The sequence below is a fragment of the Acidothermus cellulolyticus 11B genome, assembly GCF_000015025.1.
GTDB classification, from domain to species: Bacteria; Actinomycetota; Actinomycetes; order Acidothermales; family Acidothermaceae; genus Acidothermus; species Acidothermus cellulolyticus.
Genome location: NC_008578.1, coordinates 641331 through 664542, shown reverse-complemented (window position 1 = coordinate 664542; position 23212 = coordinate 641331). Strand labels below are relative to the sequence as shown.

Genomic DNA, 23212 nt, shown 5'->3' with positions numbered 1-23212 from the left:
AGCCGAGATCAGCTTGCCGTGCAGCTGAGCGTCGGCGCGGTGTTTGTTCCTGAGTAACTTCCGTTGAATCCAAAGGTCGTCGACTGACCAGGTTGGATGACGTTGTTGTAACTCAGGTTCTTTGCGGTCACCGACTTTCCGGATTGCGTCAGCGCGGTGTTCCAGTAGTTGGTGACCGTCTGATTACCGGCAAAGCTCCACGTGACCGTCCAGCCACTGGTGGCCCTGGTGCCGGTGTTCGTCACGGTCACGGTTGTCGTGAAGCCGCTACCCCAGTCGCTATTGACAACGTAGGTAGCAGTGCACGATGCGCCGCTGGTGGACGTCGGTGACGGTGTCGGCGACGGCGTTGGGCTCGGGGACGACGTCGGAGTCGGGCTCGGCGACGGGCTCGGCGACGGCGATGCCGTCGTCGCTGTCACCGGCGAGCTCTGCGCCGACGTGTTACCGGCCGCATCAACGGCCGCCACTGTGTACGTGTACGACGTGCCAGCAGCCAGGCCGGTGTCCGTGAACGACGTCGCTGTCGGCTGACCCACCAGCGTGCCGTTTCGGTACACGTTGTAGTGCGCGACGCCGACGTTGTCGGTGGACGCGGTCCAGCTGAGCGACACGGACGACGTCGTTGTCCCGGTGACCTGAAGACCCGTCGGCACGCTCGGCGGCGTGGTGTCGCCGGTCGGTGACGGGCTGGGCGACGGCGTCGGCGAGCTGCTCGGAGTCGGGCTCGGGGACGACGTCGGAGTCGGGCTCGGGGTCGGGCTGGGCGACCCGGATGGGAAGAGCATGCCAAAATCGGCGTTCGCCATCGCGAAGTCGGACTCCGCCCAGAACCGGTGGTAGTTGAACGTCGGAGCAGGCCCGCCGTTGAGGTACGCCTGCACCTTCGACCACTGCGGATCCTTGGTGTACCAGGACCGGATGCTCAGGAAGGTCGCACCCGGCTTGATTTGGTCACCGTTGGGCATGGTCCCCGTCCAACCCGACGGGATGTAGAGGCCGTCACCAGTCGTCGGGTCGTACACCTGAGTGAACCGAGAGTAGTCGGTCCGCGTCTCCGGTGTGCTCACACCGAGGCTGTCCTGGTCGTTGTTCCAGATGGAGTCGAGCAATCCCTTCGCGAGGTCGCGCGAGGCCGTATCGCCGGATTTTGCCGCGTAGTACTCGAGTGTCTTCGCGAGCGCCGCGGCAACACCGACGTCCTGCCCGGACGACGTGATGGTCACGTGCAGGTTGGCATTCGTTCCTGGGTTGCTCGGATTCCAGGTATCCGGTTGGCCGCTCCAGGACAAATTCGACGGAATCGACCATGAGGCACCGGTGGTGACATTCGGCTTCACCCATGCGACCCACTTGTCGAGCAGCGCCTTGGCCTTCGGGTCGCCGGTGACGTAGTAGTACTCGGCAACCCGTTCCATGGACCACGCCTGGAAGCCGAACCAGTTGTTGCTCGGCGGGTCGTGGTAGACCGGCTCCCAGTCGTACGCCATGCCGTAGAAGGTCGAGTCTCCGGCCGGCGGGGTCCCGTAATTGCCGTTCCAGCTGTTGGTGGCGCCGCCCGCAATGGCTCCTTCCGCGGATTGCAACCACTGGTAGAACTCCAGCTGGCGCTGCAAGCTCGCCGCCCAGTCGCTCTTTGCCGTGGGCGAGAGCGGAATGAGCGGTGTCACGTTCGACATCGCCCACGCGGCAAGCGGATTCTGGTAGCCGAAGTGCGCGGCGCCGTCACCAATGCGCCAGGCCCAGCCTTGGCTTGAGCCGCCCCAGGCGTAGTACCAGCCGATCAGGTAGGTCTCGCTCTGGCGTCCGGTTGCTCCAGGGCAGGAGCTGGCCGGGTAGCAGTTGCCGACCTGCTTGAAGTACTTGTCAAAGAGCGAGTACCGCAGGTAGTCGCCGAGTTTGGCCGCCTTGGCGATCGTCGGGGCAATCGCGCTTGCCTTGCCCTGCGCCGATGCCCAGGTGTAGGCCCAGTACGCAGCCTGGACGGCACGGGCGTCGGCGTCCGGGGCATCGGTGTACTTCCACTGCGGCGGCGTCGAACCCTGGATGAACAGGTCGACGTAGCCGTGCGCCCCACCGTACTTGCCGTTGTCGCACGTCGGCTGGGTGACCGTCTCCCAGACGGACTCCTGCGAGCCGCGCTGGAATGTGTTGATGTAGGAGACGCCCTTAGCGGAAGGACCGAGTTCGCAACCACCGCCGGGGCTGTCGCCGTATCCGTAGATGTTGTCAACGTCGGCCAGCCAGTGCATGCCGTAAATGTCCGGAGTGCCGTACGTCGACTGCAATTCGGCGGCGAGCGGGTCGTGCCCAACCGGCACGCTGCTGTCGATGGCAACCGGGTACATGCTGGGCAGCGGCTCTTCCGGAGCGTACGACGCCGGGCTGTTGGGGTTGTACGACGCGTTGTTCGGCTGGTCCGCGTGCTGCGGGATCATGTACGTTTCCATCGTCGTCCAGGCGTTGTTGAACGGCGTCCAGTTGCCGGTCACTGCGCCGTACGTCGCTTCGAGCCAGAGCCAGAAGCTGTACGCCTCCGAAGTTGTCTCGTGCCCGTAGTCCGGTGCCTCAACGATGAGCGTTTCTACCGAGTGGTAGGGAATTCCCTGCGGGCTGAAGTAGCCGTTCGCTGGGTCGTGAATCTTGTTGTACATCGTGAGGAACCGCTGGATGTACGGGTCGTTGGACGACGGGGGCGGCGACGAGCTGCTCGGTGTCGGCGTCGGGCTGCTGCTCGGCGACGGGGACGAACTCGGACTCGTGGTCGGTGAACTGGACGGGCTGGGCGTCGCCGACGCGGATGGAGACGCCGTCGCTCCGGACGGTTCGGTCCCCCAGACCAACACGCCGTTGACGTACACCGTCACCTTCGTCCAGTCCTGGAAGGTGGTGTTCGTCCCATACGAGTAGTCATTGGTCTCATCAAAGTTCGACCAGTCACTCTTATTCACCCGGTTTTGAATCTCACCCGTCGACCCACCAGCGGCCAACGTTCCACCAGTGAACGACAACTGCAGGTAGGTGTCCGCCGTCGGCGTCGCCGGGTTCACCGAGCCGAACGAGGCGCGGATATTCCCACACCCCATCGCCGCCCAGTCACAGTTGTACACCAGTGTCGACGACCCACCATCCCGGGTGAACCAGTACCGCACCGTCACCGTCGACAAATCCACCGACGACGACCCGGTATTCACCAACTGGAGACCCGGTTTGATCTGGTTGTCACTCGGCGCCGAATCATTGTTCTTATACTGCGCTTTGAGAGTCACCGCCGCGTGCGCGACTGGTGCGACGGCAACGAGCCCGCTAACCAGCGACCCCAACGCCGCCGCCGAGACGATACCGGCGCGGAGTCGCCGTCGTAATCCTGGCATATTTACCGACCTATCCTTTCCGTTGTTACCAGACAGTTCGACTGCACAGTCATCTATTCCTTTGTCTCCTCCTTGTTTGTTCAACTAGCCGTGCAGGTGAGTGTAGGTGCGGTGTTTGTTCCTGAGTAACTTCCGTTGAATCCGAAGGTGGTCGACTGACCCGGTTGGATCACGTTGTTGTAGCTCAGGTTCGTCGCCGTCACCGATGCACCTGATTGGGTCAACGCAGTGTTCCAGTAGTTCGTGACCGTCTGATTCCCACCAAACGACCACGCCACCGTCCACCCGCTCGTCGCCCGGCTCCCGGTATTCGTCACCGTCACCGTCGCCGTAAACCCAGAACCCCAATCACTATTCACCACATACGTCGCCCGGCACCCCACACCCGACGACGACACACTCGGCGACGGCGACGGGCTCGGCGACGGGGACGGCGTAGGGCTGGGGCTGGGGCTCGGGGACGGGGATGGGGAGGAGCTGGGGCTTGGGGTCGGGCTCGGGCTCGGGGACGGGGTTGGGCTGGGGCTGGGTGTGGGGCTGGGGCTGGTGCCGGACGGTTCAGTCCCCCACACCAGCCGGCCATTGACATACACCGTCACCTTCGTCCAATCCTGGAAGGCGGTGTTCGTCCCATACGAGTAGTCATTGGTCTCATCAAAGTTCGACCAGTCACTCTTATTCACCCGGTTTTGAATCTCACCCGTCGACCCACCAGCGGCCAACGTTCCACCAGTGAACGACAACTGCAGGTAGGTGTCCGCCGTCGGCGTCGCCGGGTTCACCGAGCCGAACGAGGCGCGGATATTCCCACACCCCATCGCCGCCCAGTCACAGTTGTACACCAGTGTCGACGACCCACCATCCCGGGTGAACCAGTACCGCACCGTCACCGTCGACAAATCCACCGACGACGACCCCGTATTCACCAACTGGAGACCCGGTTTGATCTGGTTATCACCCGGCGCCGAATCATTGTTCTTGTACTGCACCTTCACCCCACCCGACACCGGCGACGACGACGGAGACGGGCTCGGCGACGAAGACGCCGACGGAGACGCCGACGGAGACGCCGACGGAGACGGCGACGGAGACGGCGACGAGGATGGACTCGAGCTCGGCGACGGCGGAGGCGATGTGCCGGTACTGATTGCGAGCGCCTCGCTGGCGAGGACGGTCGCTGTTGAACTTGGGTAGTAGACGTTGAAGCCGTCATAGTTCGGATATGGCTGGCCGTTGACATTCCCAGCGAGCATCCAGAAGTTCCAGCCTGCTCCACCGTTCGTACGCACAGTCTGGGTCCACGTCTGATAGACGGAATCGCGGGTCCCGGTGTCCTGCCAGCCGAATTCTTCGAGAATGGTCGGCTTGCCGATCGCTGCGGCATTCGCAATATGATCCTTGATCCATTGCGTTCCCCAGTCCGCGTTCTGGCCCCAGTAATTCGGGTACAGGTGATACGTGCCAAAGTCAATGTTCTTGACACGGAGAAGAGCATTGTTGTCGACGCCGTCGGACGGGTCGTTGTATGGCCAGCCGCTTCCCTGCGTTGACCCAATGTAGAACCCTTCGTCGCCGACCGAGACCATATGGTTAGGGTCTATGCTTTTGACGTACGCCGACATTTGATCGACCCAGTTGACAATGGTCGCCTGAGTGCACGTGCCCGAGGTTGGTAATGTGCCGCTTCCTACGCAGCGCGGCTCATTGGCAAGTTCCCAAGCAAAGATCGTTGGATCGTTCTTGTACGTCACGCCGGTAATGCTGTTGACCCGGTTCAGTAGATGATTGACCCAATTCTTGTACGCCTGCTGGGTCCGGGGGTCGGTGTAGAAGTTGTCGTGGTAAGGAAGGCCGTACCACTTGTCGTATTGATCCATTCCCCCAAATTCTTTCCAGTCGTTGGTGAGGACGACAATCACCCGAAGGCCGTGCGCGGCCGCGCTCGCGATCGCGTAGTCAAGGCCTTGCAAGCCGGTCGGCCCGTCGTTGTACGCCGGAGCGCCGGTCGACGGGTCCCAGTACTGAAAGTAGAAGCCGTTCTTGTTGCCATCGATTGTGGGCACGGAGCCGTCAAGAGAGCCGATGTCGATGAAACCCCAGGTCCGGATGACAGAAAGATTCATCGCTTGAGCCTTGGCCAACACGTCATCGACGTCGGCGTGCGACTGATAGCTGAGGTAATAGTTGTTCGTTCCCCCGTAACGATAGGGAAGGCCGTTCAGAACGAACTGACCGCCGGATGCGGTGACGAATCCCGCCGGCGCTGCCGTGGCTGACGGCATGGTGATTGAGCCGAGCGTCGCCGCGGCAGCAACGGCAGTGCCGGCCGCGGTCGCAACAAATGCTCGCGCAGGGCGACGCACTAGACCCATCATCGACTCCGTCCAATCGGTCGCAATGTAGAGATGGCCTCGTTGGTAAGGTCCGTGCTGTTTTCAGGCTGTTTTCAGTGCGCCGGACTCCTCACTCGGTGGTGGGGGCCTACCGCTAGGCCCCCACCACGTCGTGAAGGTAACCGCTTCGCTGAGATCAGCTGGCTGTGCAGCTGAGCGTCGGCGCGGCGTTTGTTCCTGAGTAACTTCCGTTGAATCCGAAGGTGGTCGACTGACCCGGTTGGATCACGTTGTTGTAACTCAGGTTCGTCGCCGTCACCGATGCACCTGATTGGGTCAACGCAGTGTTCCAGTAGTTCGTGACCGTCTGATTCCCACCAAACGACCACGCCACCGTCCACCCGTTCGTCGCCCGGCTCCCGGTATTCGTCACCGTCACCGTCGCCGTAAACCCAGAACCCCAATCACTATTCACCACATACGTCGCCCGGCACGCCACACCCGACGACGACGGCGAGCTGGTCGGACTCGGCGACGGGGTCGGGCTCGGAGACGGTGTCGGCGTCGGGCTCGGTGTCGGCGTCGGGCTCGGGCTCGGTGTCGGGCTGGACGTGCCGCTCGTCACGGAGACGCTGAACGAGTTGCTGCCCAGGCCCTGACCACCTTGCCAGATCTCAAACCCGGCCTCAACGTCGAGCAGGTAATCGGAGGTGTTGAGCGACCCGCGTGCCGCGGCGTCCGCGAAAATCGCCTTCAAATCCAGATTACTGATCGACGTCGCACCGGGGGTCAGGACGTAGGAAATAATCTTCCACGAGGTCTGCTGACCCTGCCAGACATTCCACGTGTGACCAGCGACCGTCACACCCGTCGCTGTCTGCGACCCGAACGGCTGCACCCCACCACGCGAATTCAGCCAAATCATGATTTCGGTACCGTTTGGCTGACCGGTTGTCGTTGGGGTACTGTTCGTCCAAATGTCGTAGGCCACGTCATACGCGCCCGACGACACCTGCGTCGTACTCCACGACGTCACAGCCGAACCAATCTGACTGATCTGAATCGGCATCCCGACGTTCTTCGTGGTGCAGTTGCCCCAGTGGCAGCCCTTGTAGATCGACGGATACGTCGCGGGCGCACCGCCGGTCCCACCGCTGAAGTTCGCAGTGCTCACCGTCCAGGCACCGGTCGCGGTATTGATGGTGAGGCACTGCTGGGCCGACGAATTCCACTCATTGGTCTGCACCCGGTATTCGTCGCCCTGCACGCTGGTCACACCATTCTGGTTAGGACCGGGCGTGCAGTCGGTGACCGTGGTCCCCGTCGGCGTGGGGCTGGGGCTGGGACTCGTGGTGGTGGCGGTGACGGGGGTGGATGGGGCGGAGGTGTTACCCGCAGCGTCCACCGCGGCCACCGTGTAGGTGTACGCGGTTCCCGCGGCCAAACCCGTGTCGGTGAACGAGGTCACCGTCGGCTGGCCCACCAACACCCCGTTGCGGTACACGTTGTAATGCGCCACCCCCACGTTATCCGTCGACGCATTCCACGCCAACGACACCGACGACCCACTCACCCCCGTCACCACCAAGCCGGTCGGCACACTCGGCGGCGTCACATCCCCACCCGGGCTCGGGCTCGGGCTCGGGCTCGGGGATGGTGTGGGGCTGGGGCTGGTGCCGGACGGTTCAGTCCCCCACACCAACACGCCGTTGACGTACACCGTCACCTTCGTCCAGTCCTGGAAGGTGGTGTTCGTCCCATACGAGTAGTCATTGGTCTCGGTGAAATTCGACCAGTCACTCTTATTCACCCGGTTTTGAATCTCACCCGTCGACCCACCAGCGGCCAACGTTCCACCAGTGAACGACAACTGCAGGTAGGTGTCCGCCGTCGGCGTCGCCGGGTTCACCGAGCCGAACGAGGCGCGGATATTCCCACACCCCATCGCCGCCCAGTCACAGTTGTACACCAGTGTCGACGACCCACCATCCCGGGTGAACCAGTACCGCACCGTCACCGTCGACAAATCCACCGACGACGACCCGGTATTCACCAACTGGAGACCCGGTTTGATCTGGTTGTCACTCGGCGCCGAATCATTGTTCTTGTACTGCACCTTCAGCCCACCCGACACCGGCGACGACGTCGGAGACGGCGACGGCGAGCTACTCGGGCTCGGACTCGGGCTCGGCGACGGAGACGGGCTCGAGCTCGGAGACGGCGACGGCGAGCTACTCGGGCTCGGACTCGGGCTCGGCGACGGAGACGGGCTCGAGCTCGGAGACGGCGACGGCGAGCTACTCGGGCTCGGACTCGGGCTCGGCGACGGAGACGGGCTCGAGCTCGGAGACGGCGACGGCGATGGCGAGCTGCTCGGGCTCGGACTCGGGCTCGGACTCGGCGAAGCCGACGGACTCGGCGGCGGAGGCGGCGGGCTCGAGCTGGTCGACGTCGGCACCGCTGGCCGTGCGTTCGCGACAAGCTGGTCAAACTGCGCCGGGAACCACTGGCCGGCGATCGGGGAGTTCGGTAACGCGTTGGTCAGTACCCCGTACGACGTCGTGTACGTCGGGTCGCACATGGGGTCCGACTTCTTGCCAGTTGTCGGATCGCTCGCAGCGCTTGTGCCGTCCGACTCACCCGGCGGCTTGATCCAGACATACGCGTCGAGGTGCGCGTTCGGGAAGTCCGTCGGGCTTGCCTGCGGCGGCTGGCCGAGGCCCGCACCGTTCTGGTTGCACCACAGGCCGCGGTGCTGCCGAAGGTCAATCTTCGACTGGTTGACGAAGGTGTTGACATCGGTCGCGGTGCTCGGGCCTGTTGGTTCGTTCGGACCACCCCAACCGTTGCGTGAGGTGTCGATGAGCATGCCGATGCTGCTTGGGAAGCCAGCGGCGACGAACCGCGAGTACAAGTCAGCCGCGTAGTCGGCTTCGTCGATGTCAGGATTCCACTGGTAGAAATTCGCCGACTCCACCGGCTGTCCGCCGACCTGCTGGGTGGCGGTCATGAACGGCTCCTTCAACGGCGTGTAATTCGCCGTGTTGGTGACGAAGCCGTCGATGCCGTTGACCCCGATGCTCGCGTTGAGGACCTTCTGGACTTCCTGTACGTATCCGCTGGCATTATTGGGCCACCCAAGCCAGCCGGAGTGGGCGGCGTCCATGTAGATGTACACGTTCGGAATGGCGTGCAATTTCGTGAGCGCGTACTCGATGCCTTGCTCGTAATACGGCACCGCCGTTGCACACGCTTGAATGCTCATATTGGTGACCGCGTTTGGCAGCGAGTCCGGCTCAATGATCGTCACGATCCGCAGGCTGGAGTACTTCGGATTGCTCAGGATACTCGCAATCGGATCGATGTACTGCGTTTCATAGGTCTGCAAACCTGCTGCCGTAGCGGGCAGTTCGCCGTTGGAGGCGAGCGCCGCGCAGTCGCGTCCCGGCAGATCGTAGATGACAATCTCAATGACTTCAGGGGTGGTTCCCTGCTGCTGGGAGAGGGCGGCGTCCAGATATGTCGTCAAGCCGGGTCCGCCGTTGACGCCGTTGATCGCAGCGATGCGGTCCATCCAGACGGCCGTCGAATATGTGGAAACGACGCGCATTTTCGCTGCGAGAGTGGCATTGGTCTGGTTCGCCGCTTCGCTCTGTACTTCTTGCGCCCAGTACGGGTTGACGAAGAAGGTCGCTCCCGCATAGGGATTGTCGACGTGCGTCGCGGCGATGGCAGGATGCTGCATCGCCAGCGGCACGATGGAGGCTGCGATGCTCACCGCCCCGGCGAGGACGCCGGCTCGCAGCCGTTTTGAGATGGCGGGCATTCGTGTCGTTCCTCTCTGGTACCTGCAGTTCCGTCCGGATTGTTGGGTTCGCTCCATAGGTGGAAGCCGGGGAACCGACGGTCCGGACCCTCCCGTCGGCTCCCCGACGTATTAACTTGCTGCGCAGGCGACTGTCGGTGCCGCGTTGCTTCCGGTATAGCTCGCCTGGAATCCGAACGTGGTGTTCTGACCAGGCTGAATCACGTTGTTATAACTCATATTCCGAGCCGTTACCGACTGACCGTTCTGCGTGACCGCTGCATTCCACGAATTGGTAATCGTCTGATTTCCGCCGAATGTCCAACTGACCGTCCATGTCTTGGTCGCGACGGATCCGGAATTTGTCACGGCCACCGTTACCGTGAAGCCATTGCCCCAATCGCTGTTGACCTGGTAACTCGCGGTGCAGCGGGCTCCGGAGGCTGCCGTCGGTGACGGCGTCGGGCTTGCCGTGGGCGTGGGCGTAGCAGTAGGGGTCAGCGTTGGCGTCGGGCTGGCTGTCGGCGTCGGAGTAGGCGTCGGCGTCCGACTCGCCGACGGGCTCGGCGACGGAGACGGCGACACCGACGGGGACGGTTGACTGCTAGGCGATGCAGACGCGCCGACAGGATCGAAAATCGACGACTTGATCGGCGCGAGATAGCCGTCTTTTACTGTGTCGACCGTCTGCCAGTCATCCTTGAGAATTCCTCCTGTGTCGCCGGAATCGGGGTTCCAGGACCAGAAGGTCCACTGGAAGCTGTCCGCACCGTATTGCGCGGTCGGCCGTAGGTACTGGACGAGCGTCTTCAGCCACGTCTGGTCGGTCGTGGATTGCAGTGTCGTACCGAATTCGCCCAGCCATACCGGTGCAATGTTCTGATTGAAGAGGTATCCCCAGTTCTTGTTCCAGATGCCGGGCATGTTGTTGGGGAAGGTCGGATCGCTGAACCACGTCTGCGGGTAGACGCTCGTCGCGTAGTCGTGCGCCGAGTACACCAGGCGGTTCGGCACGTTCAGCACGACCGGGTACTGGCCGGCTCCTTGCAGGTTGCCGCCCCACCAGTAGGAGTCTCCGTTGTAGCTCTGCACACCTTCGACGAAAATGAGCAGGTTCGGATTCACCGAGAGCACGGCGTTTCCGGCCCGCTCGGCGGCCAATCGCCAGTCGATGCTCGGATCGCCGCAGCCCCAGCAGGCCGGGTCATGCGGCTCGTTGTGCAAGTCAAAGCCGACGACCGTCGGGTTTCCCTTGTAGCGCTGCGCCAGCGCTTGCAGGTCGGAAATCCACGTAGCCTCCGAGACGCTGCTCGTGTACCACAGCGCCGACTGCCCGCTGCAATCCGGTCGGTGGCGGTCAAGAATGATGCGCAGGCCGATCTGACCGGCGTACGCGACGATTTTGTCCATGACCTGCAAGGACGTCAGACCCTGCAGGTCCTGATTCATCTGGTAAAAATTGATGCTGTTCGGCATGGTGCCCGGCTTGAGAATGTCGTCAGAGTACGGCAGCCGGATTGTGTTGTAGCCGAGCGACTTTATCTGGTCGAGCATGCTGCGGTAGTCGCGTGACCAGAGACCGTGCACGACGTAATTGCAGGTTTCGAACCCAAACCAGTTGATGCCGGCGATCCGTACCGGCACGTTGTTCGCGTCCAGGATCTCCCGGCCGCTCGTGTGCCAATAGCCGCCGCCCGCGGCGCGAGCCGGCCGCGGCACGGCTAGGTTGGCGAGTGCGGCAACCAATGCCAGCACCGCGACGACGACGCCGACCCGCAGCATCACCCGCGAGCCAGGCACTCGCCGCAATGCGCGCGGCACCGCCAATCCCCCGTTGGTTTCTCCCCCGTCTGTTCTCCCCCGTACTCCTTTCACGTTGATCATGAGGGCGCACCGATTCTGTTGTGAGACGGAAACTTATGGGAACGATCCCATCGGTGTTGGGAGTATTGCGCGTTCAACCAGACGTGTCAAGAGTTCGCAGCAGGCATGTCCAGCCCACGGCTGGAGCGCCAACCTACCGCATACAGTCGCCTACTCTGCGTAACGCGTAGGCGGCAAGAAGGCAATCCAATCATTACTCAGAGTCACAATCCCTGTCCATGTGTGCATTGCTGCATTTGGCGGATTGACAACATGGCGCTGGGCATTGCAGCACCGTATGGGCGAATCGTCCGGCTCGACCACACGGTCCGGCTCGCGCCGCCCTGCTCCCGATCGCGTCGATTGCGGGGAATGGTGGGATCGTTCCCATGATCCAGACGCCAGCCGGCAGCTCACAGGCGACCCGCGCACCCACCCTTGTCATCCGGGTCCGCGGTACGGCAACATGTCGCACCGTGACCTATTCCGCATCCGGTTCTGTCCGCGGCGGGGACGCCACGCCCCATCGGCGTACCCCATCGGCCACCCGACGTGCCATCGGCTCCGCTCTTGCCCTTGCCCTCATTGGGATCGCCTCGGCGTGCTCCGCACACCACGCCAAACCGAACCCGACAGCCGGAGCAAGCCCGAGCGCGAAAATCGCGGCCGAGGCAAACCGTAACCACGTGACCGTCGACATCAACAAAGGAGAGATCGTGCGGGTGACCATCCCGCCGCTCTACCAGAACGACGGACAGGTGACCTTGTACAACGTGGATCCTCCCGGCAGCAACGTGGTCGCCCCAGTACCAGGTGCTCCAGGCTACTTCCGCGGCATGGTCCCGGGAAGCGTAACGATCCGCGCGCAACAGGTGCCGCCGTGTGCGACGCAAAGCCCGTCACCGACCAGCGGTTGCGACACCCGGCCGGCAGACATCGGACTGCTCACGATCACCGTTAAGGGTTGATATGTGCCACCGGCCCGGCCGGCCGTCGGTTTACGGCTCGCGATCGCAGGCCGCGCCTGTCCTAACGTAACCGGGTCAATCGCAGTGCGGTCGACGACCGGCGCCAGTAGGTCGCGCACCGTCATCCAGACTCGGCGAACCCTGACCGAGGACGGCTCGGCTCCCCTCGACTCGGCAGTGACCGCGCCGCCGGGAACAACGGCTCCTGACGAAGAGCACTCAGCTCTCCGCCGACTCGGCCGATGGAAGGGCGTCCATCCCGAAAGGGGCGCCACGTCCTCCGGAGTCGCTGCATGTCCGTGCATGTTGCCGGCCGCCACCGGCGAGCCACCCGGCGGCTGTCCGCCACCCCGTTCCTCGTGCTGGCCGTCGTCGCTGGTCTCGTCGCGAGCGCCGTACTGATCTGGCACGCGTCGTTCGCCGCCTTCACCGCGACCACGTCCAACAGCAACAACCAGTGGTCGTCCGGCACTGTGACGTTGAGCGATGACGACACCAACCAGGCGATGTTCTCTGCAACGGGTCTCAAGCCGGGCTCGACCGGCAGCCACTGCATCACCGTGCAGTACGGCGGATCGCTGCCGGCCGCGGTCAAGCTCTACATCGCGCCGGGCGGCCTGACGCATTCCGCAGGCTCGAGTCCGTACCTGTCGGATTACCTAACGATCACGGTTGAGGAAGGCAGCGGGGGCAACTTCGGCAGTTGTACCGGCTTTACGCCGTCCACCACGATCATTAACGCCGTGCATCTCACCACGATTGCCAGCACGTACACGAATTTCGCGACCGGCGCCGGCACCTGGGCCCCGAGCGGCGCTGCGAACATGGTTTACCGATTCACCTACACGCTCGATTCGTCGGCGCCCAATACCGTTGCCGGCCAGACCGACACCGCCACCTTCACCTGGGAAGCCGACAACACCTGATCCGGAACGATCACGGCCGGGGCACGGCCCGGTCGGGGTCGCGGTGAGGCGGAAGCGCGCCCGGGGCGGAGGCGCCCCCGGGACGGAGGCACGACCCGGGCGGCGACACCCGGCGCACGGCCCGCATCGACGCCCGACACGCCCTGCAACGACGCCCGGCAGGGCCTGAGGCGAAACCCGGCACGCCCCGAGGCGACGCCCGGCTGGGGCTGACTGCGACGCTCACCGATCCTCGCCCGCAGCGCATAACGATCCCCCAGGCCGGGCATCTCCCGCTCGGGAGATGCCATGCGGAGTTCGGGAAAAGCAGAAACAACGGAAATGGCACGCCGCGGCTGGGGAGCCGCGGAACGACGTCACCCCAATCGTGCCGTAATACTCAGGATTCTCTCAGTCAGCCACATCGTTAGCATCGGTAACATTTCGATCGTGGCAGGCGACAAGACCAAGACGTTGGTTCAACTCCTCGATCGCCTTATTGCCCGCATGGGACGCCGCCGCTGGTATCTGCTCATCGGCGTCCTCATTGCGTACGCGCTCCTGACCATGGCAGTGATCTTCGGATCGCCGCTTGACGCCCTTGACCATCGCGCGGCGGCCATGGATCTCGCGCAACGCTGGCCAGACGTCAAGCCGTGGATTCTCCACTACGTGATGATTGGACAACGCGCACCTTCGGCCGCGGCGGCGGGCGCACTCGTCATCTACCTGTCCTGGCGCCGACGTACGGCGCAACCCCTGGTAATGCTCGCGGTTGGTCTTGCGCTGCTCAATGTGTCCGTCGGTGCCGTCAAAGTTTCCACGGGCCGGCTCGGACCGCTTCTCACCACCCACCCCCATGCGGTATTCGACGGCGGAGACATTTTCCCCTCGGGACACACGTCTAATGCAGTCGTGGTATTTGGCATCCTCGTTCTCCTCACCGCACCCACATATCGCCGCCTCGTCACCGCCGTCGCGGTATTCGTCGCGGTCACGGTTGGGCTGAGCACCATTTTTTTGGACACGCACTGGGTGACGGACGTGCTAGGCGGCTGGCTCGCCGGATCATTGATCCTGCTCATCCTTCCCGAAGTCACCCTCGTGACGATGCGCGCCCTGCACGGCGCGAGGGCACGTTGGCACATCTGGCGCACGTTCAGAAGAACGGGCGGCCCGCCTGAAGATTGGCGCGATCATTCACAGCCGGAACTGGCTAAGCGCTAGGGAACGGCTGGCGGCTGAAACGCCCGCGGCGAAGACCGAGCGATCGGAAACGGCAGGCCGCCGGAAGGACCGAGCGATCGGAAACGGCAGACCGACAGGAATCATCCCTCATCAAGCTGCGCACGGCCGTGCCTGCGCGCTAAGGTCGAGTTGATGTCGAGACGTGCACGCCAAGGCGGAGAACCAGCACAGCACGCAGCTGGGCTTCCCGCCGTCGCCCGGACTGTAGAGATAACGCTACGAGAGGCTGGTGTCGGCCGCGGTCTGCGGGCCCTCGCCGCGGTCAACCAACGCGGCGGATTCGAGTGCCCCAGTTGTGCGTGGCCGGACGCCGAACCCCGGCATCGCATCGAATTCTGTGAGAACGGCGCAAAGGCTGTCGCCTGGGAAGCAACCCGCCGGACCATCGGTGCGGCCTTCTTCGCCGAACACTCCATTACCGACTTGCTCAGTCGTGACGACCACTGGCTGGAGAGCCGCGGACGCCTTGCCGAGCCGCTCGTGGCGGAGCCAGGTGACGACTATTACCGACCCGTCAGCTGGGACGCAGCACTCGACCGCATCGCAGCCGCTCTGCGCGGGCTTGACACTCCAGATCAGGCGGTTTTCTATACCAGCGGGCGCACCAGCAATGAAGCAGCGTTTTTATATCAGCTTCTGGCCCGGCGGCTTGGCACCAACAATCTGCCGGATTGCTCGAATATGTGTCATGAGTCCAGTGGCGTAGCGCTGAGCCAAACTATTGGTGTCGGCAAGGGATCGGTGACGCTGGACGACATCGCCCACTACGCGGACCTCATCGTTCTCGTCGGCCAGAATCCCGGAACAAACCATCCCCGCATGCTCAGTAGCCTCGAGGAGGCAAAGCGACGCGGAGCCCGCATCGTCGCCGTCAATCCGCTGCCGGAGCCGGGCCTTCGGTCTTTTCGCAATCCGCAACGGGTTTCGGGGCTCCTGGGGCGCGGGACGCCGATCGCCGACCTCTATCTGCCGGTCCGCGTCGGCGGCGACCTCGCCCTCTTCCAGTGGGTCAACCGCCGTCTCGTCGAGCGTGACGCGCGATTCGGCGGCGGCGAGAACATCCTCGACCACGGATTCATCCGCCGGTACTGCGCCGGCTTTGAGGACGCCGCGCAATTCTGGGCCGGGCTGGATCCCCGCCGGCTGGCCGCCGAGTCCGGACTTGATGACGAAGCGGTGAATCGCTTCGTAGACGAAGTCATAGCCGCGCGTTCGGTGGTGCTCTGCTGGGCCATGGGCATCACGCAACACCGCAACGCGGTCCCGACCATCCGGGAATTCGTGAATTTCCTCCTGCTGCGCGGAAACTTCGGAAGGCCGGGTGCCGGAGCGTGTCCGGTCCGGGGTCACAGCAACGTGCAGGGCGACCGCACCATGGGTATCACAGACAAGCCTTCCCCCGCCTTCCTCGAACGCCTCCAGGCGGAATTCGGTTTCGCGCCACCGACACAGCCGGGGTTGGACGTCGTCGAAGCAATCCGGGCCATGTATGACGGGCGGATTCGTTTCTTCATGGGATTAGGCGGCAATTTCGCTGTCGCTGCGCCGGACACGATGCGAACCGCGGAAGCCATGAGGACATGCGCACTGACTGTTCACGTCGCGACGAAGTTGAACCGCACGCATTTGCTCCGCGGTACGACGAGTTTTCTCCTCCCGGCGCTGGCGCGAAGCGACCGCGACGAAAGTGCCGGCCGCCGACAGATGGTCACCATCGAGGATTCGATGGGTATCGTGCGCGCGTCGATCGGGCACCTCACTCCGGTCTCCCCGCACCTTCGCAGCGAAGTGTCCATCGTCGCCGAACTGGGCGCCCGCATCTTCGGCGACGCCGACGTGGTGCCATGGCGCGAGCTGGGGCGGGACAACCGCCGAATCCGCGAGCGCATCGCGCGGGTCGTCGACGGCTTTGCCGACGTCGAGGACCGACTCAACGCCGGCGGTTCCTTCGTTCTCCCCCACCCGGTGCGGGACGAGCGACGCTTCCCCACGGCGGACGGACGGGCGCACTTCACGGTGAACCGGGCGCAGCCCCTCGAGATCCCGCCCGGCTGCCTGCTGCTGCAAACCATCCGCTCCCACGACCAGTTCAATACGACTATTTACAGCTACCACGATCAATACCGCGGTGTCGTCGGAGACCGGCGGGTCGTCTTCGTCAATCCCGACGACCTTTCCCGGCTCGGCATCGCGCCGCGTAGTCGCGTGACGCTCGTGAGCATCTGGTCGGACGGCGAACGCCGATTGCGTGACTTCACCGCGATTCCCTACCCGACGCCGCAGGGATGTGCGGCGGCGTACTTCCCCGAGGCCAATCCACTGGTGCCGTTGGACTCGACCGCGCTCGAGAGCAATACCCCTACATCAAAGGCGATTGTGATCCGGCTGGAACCCCAGTCAGTGACACCGGACGCCGAGGTCGCCGCACCACGGCGGTAGCAGCGGCGTCCGCGGCACCCGCGGCGCGCGCCGGCGAAAGGACCCGACGGCGGTATGCAGTCGGGCAGAGGCGCCCCGGTCAGGCACCCGGCGACGACGGCAGCAGAGGAACCACATCGCTGCGCCTCGGCTGACGCTGCTGCCGATCGCGCCTCGACCGCGGGTGACGGCATGCCGAGGGACGTGTATCTCGGCAATCGAGACATGCATAGATCGCTGTCGTGGTGGTATCACACGAGTGGAAGCTAGCACTCGACAGCACCGAGTGCTAACAACCACCGTGAAGGAGGTGATCAATGATGGCGCTGCGCTTTGATCCGTTCCGTGAATTTGACCGGCTGACCGAACAACTCCTGGGGTCTGCTCTGGGGTCCGTCCGTACCCCGAGGTTCATGCCGATGGATCTCTACCGCGCGGGTGACCACTACGTGCTGCACGCTGACCTACCGGGCGTCGATCCCGGGTCCGTGAATGTCAGCGTCGAGAACGGCATCCTGACGATCGAGGCTGAACGCACGCCGCGGACCGACGAGAATCTCCAGTGGCTGGCGAGTGAGCGGTTCACCGGAAAGTTCATGCGCCAGATCTCGCTCGGCGAGGGTGTGGACACCGACCACATCGCCGCCACCTACGAGAACGGCGTGCTGACGGTCACGATCCCGGTCGCCGAGAAGGCGAAGGCTCGCCGGATCGAAGTGACCAGAGCCGACAGCCCGCGCGTGATCGAGAGTTCCGCCGCGTCGGTGCAGCAACCCGCGAGCGTCAGCTGATCCTCTACACGCCGGAGCACAGCGCCGCCTGACGACGCCGCTCCGGTGGCTTGGATCACGAATCGGGAGGTCGCCGGCTGATCAGGCCGGTGACCTCCCGATTTCCTTTCCGCGACTGAACAACCCAGCACGTGTGGGTCCCGCAGCGTGAGACGTGCGAGGGCGGGCACCGGGCCGCCCTGGTTGTCGGGGTCGCGGTGGGGTCCCGCAGCGTGAGAACCGCCGGGCCGGGAACGGGAGGCAGCACACAATTGGCCTTATGCCATGGATAAGCCTGCTCACGGACTACGGCTACGAGGACGCGTTCGTAGCGATCTGCCACGGTGTTATTGGACGTCTCGCACCCGACGTTCGAATCCTCGACATCACGCACGCTGTTCCCCCCGGCAATGTGCGCCGTGGCGCCACGCTCTTGGCCGAGGCGATTCCGTTCTTGCCTGACGGCGTGCACGTCGGGATCGTCGATCCCGGGGTGGGCACCGCGCGGCGTCCGATTGTTGTCGAGACGCCGCAGCATCTGTTTGTCGGCCCGGACAACGGTCTGCTGCTCCCGGCGGCGGAAGCAGCGGGCGGCATTCGGCGCGCGTTTCGCCTCACGAATTCGGCGCTGTGGTTGCATCCCGTCTCGGCGACCTTCCACGGCAGGGACATTTTTGCGCCGACGGCGGCACATCTGGCGACCGGAACGCCCGTTGACCTCGTCGGTCCGGAACTCGATCCGCAACAGCTCGTACGCTTGCCGAGTCCCGTGGCGCGACTCCACGGCGAAATGATCGACGCAGAAATATCGAGCATCGACCGGTTCGGCAATGTGCAGCTCGCATGCGGGGACATCGCCGGCTGGGCACTCGGCCAGCCGCTCGTTGTCGAGGGCGGCGGTGCACAGGTTCCTGCGGTTCGCGCGACGACCTTCGGCGCGGTCGCGCCCGGTGAGACTCTCGTCTACGTCGACTCCGCGGGGCGCCTCGCTGTCGCCGTTCATGGCGGGCGGGCTGACGCTAGGCTCTCGGTGCACGAAGGCGATCTGTTGCGCATCCGGCCGGCGTGACGCAAGCCGCGCACCATCGTGCGTGAGGCCGGCCGTGCACTGGCTGCGTGACGTGGACCGCGCATTATCCGTCCGGAGGTTGACGATGCAGCCGATGTGAAATATTCTCCGTAGTTAGTTAGTTGATGCTAACGAATTGTCTGATGGGTCCTAGGAGGTGGACGCCGTGGCGGAGGCCACCTGGGCGCTGCGCAGAACGATCGACGCCGACCATCCGCATTACCGCTGGGTGGCGCTGTCCAACACCACGCTTGGCATGTTGATGGCCACGATCAACTCATCGATCGTGATGATCTCCCTACCGGCCATCTTCCGCGGCATTCACATCGATCCGCTCGCCCACGGCAATGTCAGCTATCTGCTGTGGATGATTATGGGATTTCTCCTGGTCACGGCTGTCCTGGTCGTGAGCGTGGGACGCTTGGGCGACATCTACGGTCGGGTTCGGATTTACAGCATGGGCTTCGCCATCTTCACGGCGGCATCCATCGCGCTGGCCCTCGATCCGCTCACCGGCGGCGGCGGAGCGCTCTGGTTAATCATCTGGCGGGTCGTGCAGGGCGTCGGGGCGGCCATGCTGTTCGCGAATTCAGCGGCCATTCTCACCGACGCTTTTCCGCCGGATCGACGCGGCATGGCCATGGGCATCAACCAAGTCGCCGCCATTGCCGGATCGTTCATCGGCCTGATCGCCGGTGGACTGCTCTCCGAGGTGGACTGGCGCCTGGTGTTCTTCGTCTCCGTACCGTTCGGCCTCCTCGGCACGATCTGGTCGTACGCGAGCCTGCGGGAGATCGGTGAACGCTCGCCCGCCCGCATCGACGTCTGGGGCAACCTCACGTTTGGCCTCGGTCTCACCGCGATTCTCGTCGCCATCACCTACGGCATTCAGCCGTACGGCGGCTCGACCATGGGCTGGACAAACCCGTGGGTCGATGCCGGACTCGTCGGCGGAGCCGCGCTGCTCGCGGTGTTCTGCATCATCGAAACCAAGGTTCCCGAGCCGATGTTCCACATGCAGTTGTTCCGCATCAAGGCCTTCAGTGCGGGCAATCTCGCCGGGTGGCTTGCGTCCATTGCGCGCGGCGGCATGCAATTCATGCTCATCATCTGGCTGCAGGGCATCTGGCTTCCGTTGCATGGCTACAAGTTCGCGGACACCCCCTTATGGGCGGGCATCTACCTTCTTCCCCTGACCATTGCGTTTCTCGCTGCGGGGCCCATTTCGGGCTATCTCTCGGACCGGTTCGGCGCTCGAGCATTCGCCACCGGCGGCCTGCTCATCGTCGCGGCCAGTTTCGCCGGTCTGATGGCGCTGCCGACGAATTTCCCGTACTGGGAATTCGCTGCTCTCCTGGCGATAAACGGAATCGGTTCCGGGCTGTTCTCCTCGCCGAACACGACCGCCATCATGAACGCCGTACCGGCCAGCACCCGTGGCGCGGCATCCGGAATGCGCTCGACCTTCTTCAACTCCGGGACGTCGCTGTCGATCGGCATTTTCTTCTCCTTGATGATCCTCGGATTGGCGCACAACCTGCCGCACACGCTGACCAGCGGCCTCGAAGCACACCACGTGCCTTCGAACATCGCCACAGCCATCGGAAACGCCCCGCCGGTGGCAAGCCTGTTCGCCGCATTCCTCGGCTACAACCCGATCCAGACCTTGCTGGGTCCGCACGTGTTGTCGACCCTCCCGCCCACGGATGCCGCGGTGCTCACCGGCCGGACATTCTTCCCGTCGCTCATCGCCGGGCCGTTCCACGACGGACTGGTCGTCGTCTTCGCCATGGCCATTGCGATGTCGGTCATCGGCGCGGTCGCCTCGCTGTTCCGTGGCGCCCGATACGTGCACGACGAGGCGGAGCGGCGACCGACAGCGACGCCGGCCGCCCAGGGTGCGTGAGGCAGGGCGCGTCATGCCGTCGGCACAGAAATCCGCGGCGGAATTGGTCGAGCTCGCGACCGACCTTCGGGTTGCGGCGGGACGGTTGTTGCGGCGCACCCGAGCGGCCGCAGCGGGCGGTCTCACACCGTCGCAACTCGCGGTGCTGACGACCCTCGAGGAGCACGGGCAATTGCGGCTCGGCGAGCTCGCTCATCGCGAAGGTGTCGCACCGCCAACAATGTCCCGAACGGTTGATGCGCTGCTCCTCCTCGGACTCGTCGCGCGGCGACCGGATCCTGCCGACGCGCGTTCGACGTTCGTCGAGCTCACCACCGCCGGGCGGGCCGTCATCCGGCGGACCGCCGATCGCCGTACCAGGCTCCTCGCCGAACATCTGCGCCGACTCTCGACCGCCGAGCTCCGCGCCATCCGAGACGTCCTGCCTGTCCTCCATCGATTGGCCGACGACCTCGGCAGCGACGAGTGACCCGGACTGCCGCTAAGTCCTGCGCTGCAGGAGAACTGCGCGCGCCCCACCGGCGGCGCGTTGGGACTCGCGCGCCGCGTCAACGACATGCTGGAGCACCGCCGACGGCACGTCTCAACCACCGCAGGCGAACCCCGCCGTTGATCGAGGTCAGGCCCCCGCGGCGGTAACAATCGCGTCGGTAAGAAAACCCAGGACGACGCCGAGCACAATGCCCGTGCTCAACAGGACTTTGTGGCCGGATTTGCGGCCGGCCGCGATCAGCTCGACGACGACGTAGAGAATCGAACCCGCCGCAAGCGCGAGGAACGCGATGGAGAGCGTGTCGTTGACCACCGACTGCCCCACCAGCGTCCCGATGAATGTGGGGCCGCCGCCGATGAGACCAAGCAGGCCGAGCCATCCCCACGACGGTCGCACGGCCTCGGCCGCCAGCGGCGCGACGATACCGAAGCCTTCGGTCGCGTTGTGGGTCGCGAATCCAATGACCAGCAGGGTCGCGAGGGTGAGTTCGCCGCGGGCAGCCGACTGGCCAATGGCGAGTCCCTCGGAGAAGTTGTGCAGGCCAATACCCACGGCGATGAAAAATGCGAGGCGCCGCGCCGGCGTACCGAGCAACGACGGTTCAAGCTCAGCGACCGCTGCCGTGCCGGGTCCCAGACTGGGTGCGCGGCGGCGGGCACGCTGGCTCATCCAGACCTCGTACCCAATCAATCCGAGCATCCCGAGGCAGAATCCGGCCGTCATCACGGCGCCGTTCCCGATCGCCGAGGCGTAGTGGTGGTCGCCGAGCGCCTGGTCAATTGGTTCCCAAGCGTGCTCGAGCACGTCCCAGAGAAGAAACACGAGAATCCCGGCGGCGAGACCGCCGAGCAATACCTTCGTCGCGGGAATTGCTTTACGGGTCCGACCAACCGGCAGGCCAATGAAAATCGTCACTCCGGCGATTGCGCCGAGAAGGGCGACGCGTTCCGGGCTCATCACACCTCACCATCTACGGCCGGCCGGCGGTGCCGGCGTCTCCTGCGGCGGGCGCGGTGCTGATCCGCGGCCCGCTTCAGTTAGCTTAGCCTAAGCTAGCCGGCATACGGTCGGGGTGGGCGTCCGTGGACTCCCGGCCGAATCCGGAAGACGGCGCCCGCCTCCGGCTGTTCGCCGTCCGCGACATTCTCCCGGGACGTCGTGATGAACAGCTCGCCGAAATCATCACCGCCGAACGCACATGCGGTCACCTGGGTCACTGGGAGTTCGACGACGCCATCCAGCACGCCGTCCGGTCGATACCGCCGGACCTGCCCGCCGCCGTAAATCGCGACCCAGACGCCGCCGTCGGCATCGACAGTGAGCCCGTCGCCGACTCCTAGATCCTCGGGAATCTCGGCGAAGACCCGGCGGTTGCGCAGACCCGATAAGCCATCGTCGTCGAAACACCAGACCCGGTGGGTGGGCGAGTCGTTGTAGTACACCAGTGAGCCGTCTGGACTCCAGTCGATGCCGTTGGAGATTGTGACGTTCGGCAGGACGAGGTGGCTCGAGTGATCGGGGTCGAGCCGATACAACGCTCCCCGGCCAGGCGCTTGGTCATAGGCCATTGACCCGCAGTAGAACCGGCCCGCCGGATCACAGCCGCCGTCGTTCATCCGCACGCCGCGGTCCGTCCATAACTCTGGCAGTGGAAAGAGCGCAGAGGAAGCGTCCAGAGGATCGCCGTCGCAGAGCGCGAAGCCGCGTTCGACGGCGATGACCATGCCGCCCTGGCGGCGCGGGCGGAGGGCTGCGGCGACGGAACCTACGTGCCGACGGCGCACAACGCCACCCACGACGCCGAGCACATCGCCGGCCAACATGTCAACCCACCGCAGGCCGTACGGCGACCAGACGGGCCCCTCGGCGTGAAAGGCCGCGGGTTCGGTGAACTGTTCCGCCGTCGACATCGCCACCATCCTGCCGCAACCCGATTCCCGAGGTGCGGCGGGCGCAGTGAGCGCCCGTGCAACCGCGGCTTCTCCACGCCGCCATTCCCGAGCTGCGGCGGGCGCAGTGAGCGCCCGGGATGACGGGACGGCGGGTGATCGCACCGACGG

General features: G+C 64.3%; 14 protein-coding genes. 8 read left to right on the top strand and 6 right to left on the bottom strand.

Annotation, left to right across the window (positions count from 1 at the left end; translation table 11 throughout):
• Positions 1–8 precede the first annotated feature (8 nt).
• The 4 genes from ACEL_RS12560 to ACEL_RS03140 all read right to left on the bottom strand — a co-directional run bounded on the left by ACEL_RS12560 (position 9) and on the right by ACEL_RS03140 (position 11333).
• A complete protein-coding gene (locus ACEL_RS12560) occupies positions 9–3374 on the bottom strand; it encodes a glycoside hydrolase family 48 protein (protein ID WP_011719453.1) in 3366 nt (1121 codons plus the stop codon).
• 80 nt (positions 3375–3454) lie between these two features.
• Positions 3455–5737 (bottom strand): cellulose binding domain-containing protein, encoded by a 2283-nt coding sequence (locus ACEL_RS12745; RefSeq protein WP_049751359.1) that lies wholly within the window; start codon positions 5735–5737, stop codon positions 3455–3457.
• 166 nt (positions 5738–5903) lie between these two features.
• Positions 5904–9533 carry a glycoside hydrolase family 6 protein gene (locus tag ACEL_RS12325; protein ID WP_011719451.1) on the bottom strand — a complete coding sequence of 1210 codons (3630 nt, stop codon included), beginning with the start codon at positions 9531–9533 and terminating at the stop codon, positions 5904–5906.
• A 111-nt stretch (positions 9534–9644) separates the two neighbouring features.
• A complete protein-coding gene (locus tag ACEL_RS03140) occupies positions 9645–11333 on the bottom strand; it encodes a cellulase family glycosylhydrolase (RefSeq protein ID WP_011719450.1) in 1689 nt (562 codons plus the stop codon).
• Between the two features lie 431 nt (positions 11334–11764).
• Between ACEL_RS03140 and ACEL_RS03135 the strand changes: the two genes are divergently transcribed.
• The 8 genes from ACEL_RS03135 (at position 11765) to ACEL_RS03100 (ending at position 21128) form a co-directional block, all read left to right on the top strand.
• The gene (locus ACEL_RS03135; RefSeq protein WP_011719449.1) at positions 11765–12343 is read left to right on the top strand and encodes a hypothetical protein; all 579 of its coding nucleotides are present in this window, start codon (positions 11765–11767) and stop codon (positions 12341–12343) included.
• A gap of 293 nt (positions 12344–12636) precedes the next feature.
• Positions 12637–13269, top strand: coding sequence for a hypothetical protein (locus tag ACEL_RS03130; protein ID WP_011719448.1), 633 nt, complete (start codon positions 12637–12639; stop codon positions 13267–13269).
• Between the two features lie 429 nt (positions 13270–13698).
• Positions 13699–14475 (top strand): phosphatase PAP2 family protein, encoded by a 777-nt coding sequence (locus ACEL_RS03125; protein WP_011719447.1) that lies wholly within the window; start codon positions 13699–13701, stop codon positions 14473–14475.
• 153 nt (positions 14476–14628) lie between these two features.
• A complete protein-coding gene (locus tag ACEL_RS03120; RefSeq protein WP_011719446.1) occupies positions 14629–16935 on the top strand; it encodes an FdhF/YdeP family oxidoreductase in 2307 nt (768 codons plus the stop codon).
• Positions 16936–17234: 299 nt separating this feature from the next.
• Positions 17235–17705, top strand: coding sequence for an Hsp20/alpha crystallin family protein (locus ACEL_RS03115; protein ID WP_011719445.1), 471 nt, complete (start codon positions 17235–17237; stop codon positions 17703–17705).
• 250 nt (positions 17706–17955) lie between these two features.
• Entirely contained in the window at positions 17956–18753 is a 798-nt protein-coding gene (locus ACEL_RS03110) for an SAM hydrolase/SAM-dependent halogenase family protein (protein ID WP_148204645.1), read from the top strand.
• Between the two features lie 256 nt (positions 18754–19009).
• Complete coding sequence (locus tag ACEL_RS03105) at positions 19010–20659, top strand: MFS transporter (RefSeq protein ID WP_148204644.1); 1650 nt, start codon at positions 19010–19012, stop codon at positions 20657–20659.
• Between the two features lie 13 nt (positions 20660–20672).
• Positions 20673–21128: a MarR family winged helix-turn-helix transcriptional regulator gene (locus tag ACEL_RS03100; protein ID WP_011719442.1), complete on the top strand. Its 456-nt coding sequence runs from the start codon at positions 20673–20675 to the stop codon at positions 21126–21128.
• Between the two features lie 150 nt (positions 21129–21278).
• Here ACEL_RS03100 and ACEL_RS03095 read toward each other — a convergent pair whose 3' ends face one another.
• Both ACEL_RS03095 and ACEL_RS03090 read right to left on the bottom strand, forming a co-directional pair.
• Positions 21279–22109, bottom strand: coding sequence for a ZIP family metal transporter (locus tag ACEL_RS03095; protein WP_011719441.1), 831 nt, complete (start codon positions 22107–22109; stop codon positions 21279–21281).
• 95 nt (positions 22110–22204) lie between these two features.
• Entirely contained in the window at positions 22205–23062 is an 858-nt protein-coding gene (locus ACEL_RS03090) for an SMP-30/gluconolactonase/LRE family protein (RefSeq protein ID WP_041835308.1), read from the bottom strand.
• Positions 23063–23212: the final 150 nt, after the last annotated feature.